The 13,018-nt window shown below is 69.3% G+C and carries 9 protein-coding genes and 3 pseudogenes; 11 read left to right on the top strand and 1 reads right to left on the bottom strand.

Annotated features, from left to right (window positions below):
• The 9 genes and pseudogenes from F1643_RS10120 to F1643_RS10095 form a co-directional block, all read left to right on the top strand.
• Positions 1–543, top strand: a 543-nt coding sequence (locus F1643_RS10120) for a glycosyltransferase (protein ID WP_194912935.1), incomplete at its 5' end; no start/stop codon positions are given.
• Positions 540–947, top strand: a pseudogene (locus tag F1643_RS22820) (glycosyltransferase family 2 protein); the annotation flags it as partial. The gene F1643_RS10120 and the pseudogene F1643_RS22820, both read left to right, overlap by 4 nt.
• Positions 948–969: 22 nt before the next feature.
• Positions 970–1,551, top strand: a complete 582-nt coding sequence (locus F1643_RS22815; RefSeq protein WP_255542618.1) for a glycosyltransferase family 2 protein — start codon at positions 970–972, stop codon at positions 1,549–1,551.
• Positions 1,548–3,080, top strand: a complete 1,533-nt coding sequence (locus F1643_RS10110) for an O-antigen ligase (protein WP_194912934.1) — start codon at positions 1,548–1,550, stop codon at positions 3,078–3,080. The genes F1643_RS22815 and F1643_RS10110 overlap by 4 nt, the downstream gene beginning before the upstream one ends.
• Positions 3,065–3,580: pseudogene (locus tag F1643_RS24680) on the top strand (glycosyltransferase family 4 protein); the annotation flags it as partial. The gene F1643_RS10110 and the pseudogene F1643_RS24680, both read left to right, overlap by 16 nt.
• Positions 3,581–3,589: 9 nt before the next feature.
• Positions 3,590–4,122, top strand: a pseudogene (locus F1643_RS24675) (glycosyltransferase).
• Positions 4,068–4,238: a hypothetical protein gene (locus F1643_RS22805; RefSeq protein WP_255542611.1), complete on the top strand. Its 171-nt coding sequence runs from the start codon at positions 4,068–4,070 to the stop codon at positions 4,236–4,238. The pseudogene F1643_RS24675 and the gene F1643_RS22805 overlap by 55 nt, the downstream one beginning before the upstream one ends.
• Positions 4,239–4,248: 10 nt before the next feature.
• Complete coding sequence (locus F1643_RS10100) at positions 4,249–5,541, top strand: glycosyltransferase family 4 protein (RefSeq protein WP_194912933.1); 1,293 nt, start codon at positions 4,249–4,251, stop codon at positions 5,539–5,541.
• On the top strand, positions 5,538–7,214 hold the full coding sequence (locus F1643_RS10095) for a DUF2190 family protein (protein ID WP_194912932.1): 1,677 nt from the start codon (positions 5,538–5,540) through the stop codon (positions 7,212–7,214). Before F1643_RS10100 ends, F1643_RS10095 begins: the two co-directional genes overlap by 4 nt.
• A gap of 12 nt (positions 7,215–7,226) precedes the next feature.
• Here F1643_RS10095 and F1643_RS10090 read toward each other — a convergent pair whose 3' ends face one another.
• Positions 7,227–8,399 carry a glycosyltransferase family 4 protein gene (locus tag F1643_RS10090; RefSeq protein ID WP_194912930.1) on the bottom strand — a complete coding sequence of 391 codons (1,173 nt, stop codon included), beginning with the start codon at positions 8,397–8,399 and terminating at the stop codon, positions 7,227–7,229.
• Positions 8,400–8,740: 341 nt separating this feature from the next.
• Between F1643_RS10090 and F1643_RS10085 the strand changes: the two genes are divergently transcribed.
• Complete coding sequence (locus F1643_RS10085; RefSeq protein ID WP_255542610.1) at positions 8,741–11,461, top strand: carbohydrate-binding domain-containing protein; 2,721 nt, start codon at positions 8,741–8,743, stop codon at positions 11,459–11,461.
• Positions 11,462–12,189: 728 nt separating this feature from the next.
• Positions 12,190–12,999 (top strand): response regulator transcription factor, encoded by an 810-nt coding sequence (locus tag F1643_RS10080; protein ID WP_194912926.1) that lies wholly within the window; start codon positions 12,190–12,192, stop codon positions 12,997–12,999.
• Positions 13,000–13,018 lie beyond the last annotated feature (19 nt).

The raw sequence follows: 13,018 nt of genomic DNA, 5'->3' as shown, positions 1-13,018 counted from the left end.
GTGTCCTACAAGCGCGCCGACGTGGCGATCGAGGCCTTCAACCGCATGGGCCGCAAGCTGGTCGTCGTCGGCGAGGGCGAGGAGTTCCGCCGTCTGAAGCAGATGGCCGGGCCGACGGTGGAACTGCTCGGCCACTGCTCCGCCGAGGAGCTGGACCGGCAATATGCCGCCTGCCGCGCCCTGGTCTTCACCGCCAACGAGGATTTCGGCATCGTGCCGGTGGAGGCCATGGCCGCCGGCCGGCCGGTGATCGCCCTGAACCGCGGCGGCGCCACAGAGACGGTGAAGGACGGACTGTCCGGCCTGTTCTTCGACCAGCAGACGCCCGAAGCGCTGATCGAGGCGGTGGAGCGGTTCGAGGCACAGGAACGCCGCTTCGACCCGGCCGTCATCCAGGCCTATGCCGCCCGCTTCGACGGGGCCGTGTTCAAGACGCGGCTGCGCGAAACCATCGACAGCTGGATGAACGGCGAGGAACCGTCCCTGGCCCCGGCCCGTCCGGCCGCCCACAGCGCCCGCGGGCGGGAGCTGGCCCCGGCATGAGCGAGACCATGAGCACCACGGCCATTTCCCGACCAATTCCGCTGGTCCCCATCGATCCCGATGCGACGGAGCGCCTCGGCGTCACCGTGATCGTCCCGACCTACCGCCGGCCGGACCAGCTGGCCGGCTGCCTCGACGGGCTGGTCCGGCAGACGCTGGCGCCCGCCCAGGTGATCGTCACCGTGCGCGACACCGACCCCGCTTCCGCCGAAGTGGCCCGCCGCTACGAGGGCGCGCTGCCGATGCAGGTCGTCGAGATCGAGGTGCCGGGACAGGTGGCGGCCATCAACCGCGGCATGGACCATGCCCGCGCCGACATCGTCGCCATCACCGACGACGATGCGGTGCCCCATCCCGACTGGGTGGAGCGCATCGAGGCCTGGTACCGCACCGATCCCAGGATCGGCGGCGTCGGCGGACGCGACCATGTCTATCACGACGGCGTGCCGGAAACCGGCGAGAGGCAGGTCGTCGGCCGGCTGCAATGGTTCGGCCGGGTCATCGGCAACCACCATCTGGGCGTCGGCCCCGGCGCAGGACGTCGATGTCCTGAAGGGCGCCAACTGGAGCTTCCGCCGTGCCGCCATCGCCGACGAACGGCTGAACACCCGGCTGCGCGGCAGCGGCGCCCAGGTCCGCAACGAGGTGGATTTCTGCCTGCGGCTGTCGCGGCGCGGCTGGCGGCTGGTCTACGATCCGCTGGTGGCGGTCGACCATTTCCCCGCCGTCCGCTTCGACATCGACCAGCGCGGATCCGACCATTTCCACCCGCTGGCGCAGGAGAACGCGACCTACAACGACACCATCGCCCTGATGGCCCATTTCAACCCGGCCAACCGCATGGCCTTCGCCGCCTGGGCCTTCCTGGTCGGCACCTGCGAGTTTCCCGGAGCGGTGCAATGGGCTCGGCTCGCCCTGCGCGGCGACCGGCATGCCGGGGCGAAGCTGCGCGCCACCCTGCGCGGCCGGCTGGCCGGGATGCGCGACTGGCGGGAGTCGCCGGCATGACCTTTGCCACTGCCGGCGCCGCCGCGGGAATCGACCAGACCCGGCCGGGCCACCACCAGGGTGGGGATGGCCTGCCGTCCGTCGCCAGGATGGCCCCCGCCCTCTTCTGGTTCGTGGTGGCGATGCCGGTGCTGATGGGCAAGGCGGGCCTGCTGGAAATCATCTTTCCGGTCGGCGCGCTCGCCACCGGCGCCCTGCTGGTGACGCGCGACCCCGCCCGCTTCGCCGCCTTCACCTGGTGGCTGTGGTTCCTGACGCCGGAGGTGCGCCGGCTGGTCGATTACCAGGCGGGATGGAGCGTCATCAGCCCGGTGATGGTGACGCCCTTCGCCGTCGGCGCCATGACCTGCCTGGTGATCGCGCAGTATCTGCCGATGCTGCGCTACCGCGCCTATTTCGGCTTCGTGCCGGTGATGGTCGGGCTGTTCTACGCCTACGTCAACGGCGTCACCCAGGCCGGCATGGCGGCGGCGACCTTCGCGCTGCTGAACTGGCTGGTGCCGGTGACGCTCGGCCTCTATGTCGCCCTGCACTGGCCGATCTACCCACAGATCCGCGACGCGGTGCTGCGCGCCTTCGTGCTGGGGATGGCACTGGTCGGCGGATACGGGCTGATCCAGTATTTCGTCATGCCGCCTTGGGATGCGCGCTGGCTGATCAATGTCGGCATGACCAACCAGGGCCAACCGCTGCCGATGCAGGTGCGGGTGTTCAGCACGCTGAACAGCTCCGGCCCACTGGCTTTCCTGCTGGTGACCGGGCTTGCCGTGCTGCCGGCGGCGCGCGGCATCCTGGTGCCGATCGCCGGCGCCCTGGCGCTGGGATCGCTTCTGCTCAGCCTCGTCCGCGCCGCTTGGTTGGCGGGGCTGTTCGTCTTCGTCTGGCTTCTGCTGACCATGCCCGGCCGGCACCGGCTGCGGCTGGTCGCGGTCGGCTGCGGTCTGGTGCTGTGTTCCCTGCCGCTGCTCAGCGTGCCGATGGTCAACCAGTCCATCGTCAAGCGGTTCGACACGCTGAACTCGATGGAGAACGACCGCAGCTACCAGGAGCGGCAGGAGTTCTACGGCCGCTTCCTGATCCAGGCGCTGACGGAGGTGCGCGGCGCCGGCCTCGGCACCGTCGACACCGCGACCAAGCTGACCAACGAGGACGGCCATCTGGGCGCCATGGCCTATTTCGACAGCGGCATCCTGCGCGTCCCCTACGAGCTGGGCTGGCCCGGCACGCTGGGCTATGTCGCGGGCATCGTCACGCTGATGGTCGGGCTGCTGCGCCGGGGCGGCGCCCCGCCCGATCCCTTCGCCCGCTGTGCCGAGACCGCCGCCCTGACGATCCTCGGCTGCATGGTGTTCGAACACACGCTGGTGAAGGTCACGGGCGTCGGATTCTGGTTCTTCCTGGGCATGGGCATGGCCGCGAAGAATTACGGGCTCGCCAGCCTCCAGCCCGCCCCGCAACCGGCGGCGCTCCCCACCGAGCAACGCCAGGAGGACAAGCCCCAGGAGGACAATCGATGGACGGAAGCCTGACCTTCCCCCCGGAGATGCGGGAGGCCAGCGTGCTCCAGCTCGGGCTGGGCTGGTTCCCGGAAACCCATGGCGGGGCGGAGAACATGTTCTACCACCTCGCCCGCCATCTGCCGCAGCAGGGCATCGCCTTTTCCGGGCTGGTGCTCGGCAACACCTCCGCCACGCTGGACAACGGCGCCCGCATCGACAGCTTCGCCCCGCCGACCGCCTCGCTGCCGCGCCGCGTGGCGGCAGCCCGCACCGCCATCGCCGCGGCGCTGCGCCGTCAGGCCCCCGACCTCGTCGCCTCGCATTTCGCATTGAACACGGTGGGGGCGCTGCCCGCCTTGCGCAACCGGCCGCTGGTCGTCCATTTCCACGGCCCCTGGGCTTTGGAAAGCGCCGCGGAGGGGGCCGGCGCCCTGTCGGTGCGGCTGAAGTTCCTGGTGGAACGGCTGGTCTATCACCGCGCCACCCGCTTCGTCGTGCTGTCCCGCTCCTTCGGCACCATCCTGGCCGAGCGCTACGGCGTGCCGCCCGACCGCATCCACCGGGTGCCGGGCGGGGTCGAGGCCGACCGCTACGACCTTCCCGACAGCCGACATCAGGCGCGGGCGCGGCTGGGGTGGCCGCAGGGGCGCCCCGTGATCCTGACGGTCCGCCGGCTGGTGAAGCGCATGGGGCTGACCGCGCTGGTGGATGCCATGGTGGAGTTGCGCCGCCGGGTGCCCGACGCGCTGCTGGTCGTCGCCGGCCGTGGGCCGGAAGCGGCGGCGCTTCAGGACCGCATCGGCGCGCTGGGCTGGAGGAGCATGTGCGCCTGCTTGGCTTCGTCCCCGACGCGCAATTGCCGCTGGCCTACCGTGCCTCCGACCTGTGCGTGATGCCGTCGCAGGCGCTGGAGGGTTTCGGCATCACCGCGCTGGAGTCGCTGGCTTCCGGCACGCCGGTTCTGTCACCCCGGTCGGCGGACTGCCGGAGGTGGTGGAAGGGCTGGACGGCGATCTCGTGCTGGCGGGGACCGACGCGCGCGCCATCGGCATCGGCCTGGCCGAGGCGCTGACCGGCGTGCGCCGGCTGCCCGACGCCGACGCCTGCCGGTCGCTGGTGCGCACCCGCTTCGACTGGCCGGTGATCGCCGCCCGCACCGCCGCCGTCTACCGCGACGCCCTGCAATGAGCCCGCCGCCATGAGCACCATCGTCATCCTCTGCGACCATGCCCATCCCAGCGGCGGGCTGGCCAAGGTCGCCATCGCCGGGGCGGTCGGGCTGGCGCGGCGCGGCCACCGGGTGCATGTCTTCACCGCCGTGCCGCCCATCGATTCCGCCCTTCTGATCGACGGCATCACCGTCCATTGCCTGGAGCAGCCCGACCTGAAGGGCAACGCCGACCGTGTGCAGGCGGCGCTCCGCGGCATCTGGAACCGGGAATCGGCCCGCGCGCTGGACGAATTGCTGGCCCGCTGCCCGGCCAACGACACGGTGGTCCACATCCATGGCTGGGCCAAGGCGCTGTCGCCCAGCGTCTTTCCGGTCTGCCGCCGCTCCGGCCTGCCGGTGCTGCTGACCCTGCACGATTACTTCCCGCTCTGTCCGAACGGCGCCTTCTTCGTCTTTCCCGAGGGCGTCAACTGTCCGCACCGGGCCTTGTCGGCCGGCTGCCTCGCCACCGACTGCGACGCCCGCGCCCGGCATCACAAATGGTGGCGGGCGGCCCGGCATGCGGCGGGCGCGTTGGCCGGCGGCTTCACCGGCGGCATGGCGCTGGTGACGCTCAGCGACCGCCAGCGCGCGGTGATCGCGCCGCATCTGCCCCCCGGCACCGTCACCCTGCCGATCCCCAACCCGGTGGAGGTGCCGGACGACATCCGCAACCGCGGCCCCGCTCCCGTCGCCGACAGCCGGCATGTGCTGTTCGTCGGCCGCCTGTCGCGCGAGAAGGGCGTGGCCCTGCTGGCCGAGGCGGCGGCCCAGGCCGGCGTCCCTGTGCGCTTCGTCGGTGACGGCGACGAGGCGGAGACGGTGCGCTGCCTGAACCCGGCGGCCGAACTGGCCGGCTGGCTGCCGCCCGACGCCGTGCTGGAGGAGGTCCGGCGGGCGCGGGCGCTGGTGGTGCCGTCGCTGTGGTACGAGACCTTCGGGCTGGCGGCCTACGAGGCGCTGGCCAACGGCGTTCCCGCGATCGTCAGCGACAATTGCGCGGCCGCGGAGGCGGTGCGGACCGGCGAGAACGGCTTCCTGTTCCGCAGCGGCGACGTCGCCGACCTTGCCCGTTCCCTGCGCCTGCTCTCCCACGACTGCGAGGTGGCGCGGATGGGCCGCATCGCCCACGCCGACTATTGGCGCGCCCCCTTCACGCTGGACCGCCATCTCGACCGGGTGGAGGAGGTCTACCGCGCCGCCCTCAGCGGCGGGTTGGCGGCAATGGCCCTTCTCGACACCAGACCGCCGCCGGGCGCGGCGCGGGCCTGCGCGCCATGACGCCCCCTCCCCCACTTGTCCCCCCCATCGGCAGGCGCCTGCTGCTGGCCGCGGCGCTGGCTTTTCCCGCCGCCGCACAGACCGCCGCGCAGGCAGCACAGGACAAACCGTTGCGCCCCCGGCCCGAACCGTCGCCGTCATCCGGCCCCGCCCTGTCGATCCGCGACCGCGGCGCCATCGGCGACGGCCGCATCCATCCCCTGTCCGAACGCTACAAGAGCCTGGAGGCGGCGCGGCGCGTCCATCCGCATGTCCGCTCTCTCGACCAGGAATGCGACTGGGCCGCCCTGCAGGGCGCCGTGCTGGAACTGTCGCGGTCGGGCCATGGCGGGACGGTGATGGTGCCGCCCGGCCATTACCGGCTGGACGGCGAGATCGTTCTGCCCAACCTCGACCGCTATGACGAGGCCTTCAACGAGGTGGAGATCGTCGGCGCCGGCATGCGCGCCTCGCTGCTGTCCTGGCCGGAGGATCTCGGCCCCGGCCGCTTCGGCATCCGCGCAGGCAGCCGGATGGCCGCGCGCGACGATGACGGCTACCAGCGCAGCCGCATCGCCCATCTCAGCCTGCAGGGGCCGAAGCCCGGCAACCGGCCGGGCGACCCGCCGCCGGGCATGGGCGGGGTGGCCCTGACCTCCCGCTTCGTGTTGGAACGGGTGGGGGTGTTCGGCTTCCATGCCGGGGTGGATGTCTGGCGCGACCATTCCTCGCTGATCTCCTGCCAGCTCACCAAGAACCACATCGGCGCCTATTGGTCGGCGGGGACGGAGAGCTTCGGCGATCATCTGTTCCTCGACACCGACCTCGCCGGCAACACGCTGGCCTCCATCGCCGTGGCGCCGGAGAACGGCATCGACCATTCAAGCTTCATCTCCTGCCATTTCGGCTTCTCGCCCTACGGAATCCTGGCGGAGGACGGCCCTCCCAAGCGCACCTTCCTGTCGAACAACAAGTTCCTGGATTGCGCCTTCGAGGCCTGCGGCAACGGCTGGATCCATGGCCCGGCGGCGGAGATGTACGGCAACAGCCTGATCGGCTGCAGCGGTTCGCTCCTGCCCCGATACCGGCTGCCGAAACAGCCGACGCCCGGCCTGATCGTGGTTCGCTCGCTGGAGCGCAACCAGTTCACCGGCGGCACCGCCAGCTTCGGCGACGGCACCAACGACCGCGCCGCCGACATCGGGACCGCCGCCATCGTCGCCGCCAGCGCCGTCGGCAACCGGTTCGACGATGCCGACCGCCTGATCCGCCTCGGCCGCGACGGGCTTGCCCCCGCATTGTCGGTCTCCGGCACCTGCCGCGCCAACCGGTTCGTGGCGATGGAGTGTTCCGGCGAGTTCCGCAAGGTCGGCACCGGCGGTATCGACGCCGGCAATCTGGTGCAGCGCGACTACGACCGCGTCCGCCGTCTGGAGCCGGACCGCCCGGTTGACGGCGTCGCCCTCACCTCCGCATCTGCCGGGGGCGTCGTCCCCATCGCCACCACCGGCACCGCCCCGGTCGGCAAGACCCGCGGCGCCATCCGCATGGGCACCGTCCTGCGCCCCGCCGGCGTCATGCCGTACCGGGCGGACCCGGCCCCCGGCCCCGCCGCCGCGGTGGGCATCGCGGTGACGGACGCCCCGGCGGGCAGCGACAGCGTGGTGGTCGATCTGCGGCTGGAGGTCAGGTGAGGCCGTCTCCCCTCAAGACGCCGACCTGACCAGCGTCCCGCTCACTCCGATACCACTGGCCAGCGGCCCCATCGCTTCCAGAAGGTCCACATACTGCCCTGCCGTCACCGGCCAATCGTGGCGTTCGGCGATGCGGCGGCCGGCTTCGCCCATGCGGCGGCGCTCCTCCGGATCGGCGGCCAGACGGCGCATCGCCGCCACCAGCGCGCCCTGCGCATCCGGGTCGTCCAGCACGACGGCCGCCCCGTCCTCCAGCAGCCGGCCGGCGCCGGCAAGCCGCGTGGTGACGACCGGCAGGCCGCTCGCCGCCGCCTCCAGCAGGACCAGCCCGAAGGGCTCGTAGCGGGTCGGGAAGACGAACAGGTCGGCCGCTCGCATCAGCGCCGCCACGTCGCGCCGGTGGCCGAGAAAGCGCACGCGCTCCTCCACCCCCAGTGACTGCGCAAGCGCCGGAAAGGGGCCGCCGCGCTCGTCCCCCACCACCGCCAGCGACAGGTCCGGCACCTCGGCGAGGGAGCGCAGCACGCCGTCCAGATTCTTGCGGTCGCTGCGGGCGTCGCCGACGAACAGCGCCACCGGACGGCCGGGCGGCAGTCCGAACAGCGCCGGGTCGGGCGCGCCGGGCCGGAATTCCGCCACGTCGACGCCGTTGTCGATCACCGCCAGCCGGGCCGGGTCGATGCCGTCCCGGCGCAGCTCCTCCGCCACCGTGCGCGACACTGCCACCAGCCGGCCGGCGCGGCGGAAGCTCCAGCGCTCGAAGCCGACATTCAGCAGGGTGTAGAGCGCCCGGTACAGCGACAGCGGCGACAGGCCCTTGCGCACGGGATGGGTGGGCGAGCGCATCCAGGCCGAATGGACGAAATGCACGGCGTTGACGTCCGACCGCGCCCAGCTGACGAAGCCGTTCACCACCACCCGGTCGATCCCCGCCCGCCTTGCCCGCGCCAGCGCCCGGCTCGCCCGCCAGGCGAACAGCTGGTCCTTGGCCAGCTGCGTCGGCACGCCGCCGCCATCGACCCGCACCCAGCGCAGGCTGGGATGGCGCGCCAGCTCGTCGGCAACTTCCGTCGCGATGGCGACCACCTCGTGCCCGCGGCGCAGAAGCTCCTCCACGACGACGGCATTCACCCGGCCCTGCCCGTCATGGCGGACGATCGTCTGCGTGACCACGGCAATGCGCATCGCGCTTCCCCTGCTCGGCTGTATCGACGGTATCGGCGGCGGTTCACTCCGGAGTGGACCACGGAGCCGCCGCGCACACCAAACAAACGAAAGAGACCAACTCCGCTCAACAGGCGTAAGTCTGCCGTTGTCGATCCAAGTCTTTCAACACCCGAAGAAATCGGCCCGACCAAATCGATATTTATGGAAGAGTCAAAGATGAGTCAAAGTCCTGTCCCATCTTTGACTCTCCAAATGACAGCGATGACCTGTCAAGACTCCCAAACGAACAGGGTAATCCAATCGATGCGATTACCTCAACCTTGCACTTATTTAAACTTTGGTTAATGGGAGTCGTGCCGATGGCGATCACCGGGTCCAATCTCATCGATGTCACCTTCGCGATCGACGCGTGGGGTCAGGCAGCCGGCGGCATCTGGCCGCATCTGTCGCTGAAGCTGGACGGCACGACCATCGGGCAGGCGACCGTGAACAGCGCCAGCGCCGGGCGCTACACCATCAGCGCCAAGGTCGCGGCGGGCACGGCGCACAACCTGCAGCTCGTCTACGACAATGACGGGGTGGTGGGCGGCGCCGACCGCAACCTGTTCGTCCGCGCCATCTCCGTGAACGGCACGCCGATCGCCTCCACCGACCCGTCGGTGACCTACGACAAGGGTGCGGTCGACGGGCGCGACGTGGTGAAGGGGCAGGAAGCGATGTATTGGGGCGGCGCGCTGAACGTTCCGCTGCCGGCGACCCTGTTCCCGGTGCCGGCCGCCGAGCCGGCCGCGACCAAGTCCTTCAGCGTCGTCGTCAACGCCTGGGGCAAGAGCGCCGGCGGCGTGCCGCCGCACTTCAAGCTGCTGGCCGACGGCAAGGTGGTGGGCGAGGCGAAGGTGTCCGCCACCACCCAGACCGCCTACAAGTTCACGGTCGACCTCGACCCGGCGTTGGCGCACAAGATCCAGGTCCAGTACGACAACGACGCCGTCGTCAACGGGCAGGACCGCAGCCTCTATGTCGGCTCCGTCGTGGTGAACGGCCACAGCGTCTCCTCCACGGCCGCCGGGGTCACCTATGACCGCGGCGCGCTGGACGGCAAGGACGTCGTCGCCGGCCAGCAGGGGCTGTGGTGGAACGGCACGCTGAGCGTCCCCGTCACCAAGGCGATGCTGGGCGGCAGCTCGACCACCACCCCGGCCGCGCCGCCGCCGGCCGCCACGCTGCCGAAGAACGAGCATACCGCCAGCGCCGGGGTCAGCAGCGACCGTCCGCCGCTGAAGTCGGACGTGTCCGCCATCTCCTGGGGCGCGGACCGCGGTCTGGCACCGCAGCACCTGTTCTGGGAATCGGTGCCGGACTATGCCAGCTCCAGCCACCTGAAGGAGACGCGCGACGTCGCCAACAGCCATCTGGCCAAGGGGGTGATGCCGCTGATCGGCCTGCAGCTGTGGGAGGACACCTTCGAATACTCGCAGGCCGGCGGCGAGTTCGCCAATCTCGGCGGACACAAGGCCTGGGTCTCCTGGGTCAAGGCGCACCAGCAATATCTGGGGCGCGACGCCGACGGCAACATCCTCAATTCCGACAGCGGCAATCCCTATGGCTGGGGCTATGTCAGCCCGCTGATGCCGCTGGACGCCAAGGACGCGCCGGCCGGCTGGACCGGCGGCACCGCCCATTACGGCGACTGGATGGCCGACAAGCTGGGCCGCCTGTCCGCCCTGACCGGCACCCGCGGCTATGAACTGGCCGACTTCTTCGACGGCAGCCCGCATTCCGGCGTGATGGACTTCTTCAACACGCGGATGATCGCGGAATTCAGCGCCAAGACCGGCATCAAGGTCTCCGGCACCACCCTGGCGCAGCAGGCCGACTACATCGTCGCCAACCATCCGACCAAATGGCTGGACTATTTCGTCGACGGATGGGCCGACAGCTGGAAGGCGCTGGACGAGGCCATCGTCAAGAACACCGGCAAGGCGGCCTGGCTGACCACGCAGGTGTCCTTCACCCCCGCGGCGATGCGCGAATTCGCGGGCGTCGACGCGCGGGTGATCGCCGAGAAGATGAACGAGGACGACATCCTGTTCAACGTGCAGACGCTCGAGCGCTTCACGATGCAGCACAAGCAGGCGCCGGCCTCCTACGAGCAGGCGATGCTGGGCATCCACGCCGCCCGCGCGCCGGACGCCCATTTCGGCCACATGATGTCCTCGTCGGAGGATGATTACTGGGGTGCGGTCGACAGCCTCTACACCGGCGTCACCGGCACGGTGCGGGAGGAACTGGGCTGGGGCCGCCTGGAACAGACCTGGCTGCAGAGCGGCTGGACGATGATCGCCGACGACCAGGGCGGCGTGCGCCGCGCGGCGGAGCAGTGGTCGCGCAGCTATCACGATTGGGGCGAGGTGAAGCAGCCCTGGCTGGACATGCTGCGCGACATCGTGCCGACCCGCCCCTTCGGTCCGGCGCTCTATTACAGCGTCAATGCCGAAAAGGCGATGAACGCGCTGGAACCGGCCGGCAACTCCATCGGCAACGCCTATCTCGGCGAGCTGCTGACGCCGATCACCAAGCTGCACGATGCCGGCGTGACCTTCGGCTATTACGTCAGCGACGCCGCCCTGCCGGCGATGACCAAGGCCGGCGCGCCCAGCGCCTGGATCATCCCGCAGGCGACCTACAACGGCAAGAACCTGTTCAGCGATGCCGAGATCGCCGCGCTGAAGGCCAAGGCCCCGGTGCTGATCGGCGACGAGGCGCTGACCTACAAGCACCCGCTGACCTTCACCGACAAGGACCCGGATGCCCAGATCACCGGCTACGGCTTCTACGACCAGAAGGACCGGCTGATCGTGGTCGCGTCCGACCGGGTGGATTTCAACGACACCGCGGCGCGCAAGTCGGTGGCGACCCATGTGGAACTGCAGCTGGCCAACGGCCACTACACGGTCCAGGACCTGATCCACAACACCACCCAGAGCTTCGACGTGGTGAACGGCATGGGCAGCTTCGACACCACCATCGACCGCTGGGACACCGGCGTCTACGCCATCACCCAGGACATGGTGGCGTAAGAGGGCGGCATAAGGCGGAACCGCACGGTTCGGGATGGGGACGGGGGCCCGCTTCGGCGGGGCTCCGTCCCCGCCTTTTTTCCGGCGCCCGAATTTTCCGGCTGGCGGCGGCTGTTTAAGAGTCTATATTATCTTCGCAGATGGGCGGTAATGGAACGGCCCCTAAAGTCGCAGTTTCTAATTGAAATTGATTTTTAAAAATGTTTCTCTTGCAGTATAGACGCGTTCTTTCAGCCGGTTCGTCTACGCCACCTCTCCACAAGTCGTCATCCACTGGCGCTCCACTCGACTTGACGGGGTTATCACTTCGCATGTCCGGTGCAAAAAAGCCCGATTACTGTTCACCTTTCAGGGCCGGGCTTCTCCTGCCGGGATGAGACTCTCTCCCTCTGAACCTAGAAGCCTTCCAAAAGTGATGAAGACAATGCCGTGAGTGCCGGATCATAGTTTGATCTAAATTCGATCGGACGAACGCGCACCCACCGATACAACGTGCATCGTCCATCGATTTCGCACATCGCGCCGGTTCGGCGCGGCGGCAGTCGACGGAGCAATCGCGACGGCTCGAACGGGGAGCCGAAGGCAAATCGCCGGACAGAGAAACCGGCAGCCCATATCGCCGCGCCGCCCTTGCCGCCCTACCGTACAGCGTCCGGGGGAGGAGCCCTTGCGGCCCGGCCGCGCGATGATGCTGCCCGCCATATCGTCCATTCCTGGGGGAGACGGACATGCCCGATCGCATCCGTGTGATTGTCCACAATCAAAGCCGATTGCTGCGTGAATCCATCCTGAACATCCTGGATGATTGCTTCGAGGTCATCGATCCGCAAAGCCGGCTTGCCACGGGGCTGTCCCCGAAGACGGCGTGGAACGGGCGGGCGAATGGGGCGGGCGACCGTTATGCCGCCGGCTTCTCCGCCAGCGGAGCGGTGGTCACGCTGGAACCGCCGGCCGGCAACGGCGGCACCGAGCGGGCCGGCGAACGGACTGCGGATATCGTGCTGTTCGATCTCGCCTCGTTGAAGACCGATGCCTGGAATTTCCGTAGCTGGTACGGCGAGGACGCCAAGCTGGCGATGATCGCGGACGAGTTCTCGGCCCACCACATGCGGATGGCGCTGCGTTTCGGCGTGCGCGGCTATCTCCTGAACCGGATGGCGCCGGCCGCCTTCGTCCTGTCCCTGCGCCTGATCCATGCCGGCGAACCGGTGGTGCCGGAGGAATGCTTCGACTATTTCTCGCCCACGGCACTCCGCCGCGGGGGCGAGGACGGGTCGGCGGCCCAGCATGAGTCCGAACTTCTGGGCTATCCCGGCCTCTACCCGCGCCATGCACGCATCCTGAAGCTGATCATGGACGGATGCAGCAACAAGGAGATCGCGCGCGAAATGCTGATGACCGAGGATCTGGTCAAGCTGCACGTGCGCCACATCATGCAGACCATCAACGTCCGCAACCGCACCCAGGCCGCCCTGTGGGCCGCCCAGAGCGGCATCATCCAGGAGATGGAGTATTTCCTGGAGCGGACCGTACCATAGGATCCGCTCCTTCGAAGCG

The organism is Azospirillum sp. INR13 (assembly GCF_015390205.1).
In the GTDB taxonomy this organism is placed as follows: domain Bacteria; phylum Pseudomonadota; class Alphaproteobacteria; order Azospirillales; family Azospirillaceae; genus Azospirillum.
Note: the sequence above shows the minus strand (reverse complement) of the source record. Positions and strands in the feature narration are given on the sequence as shown.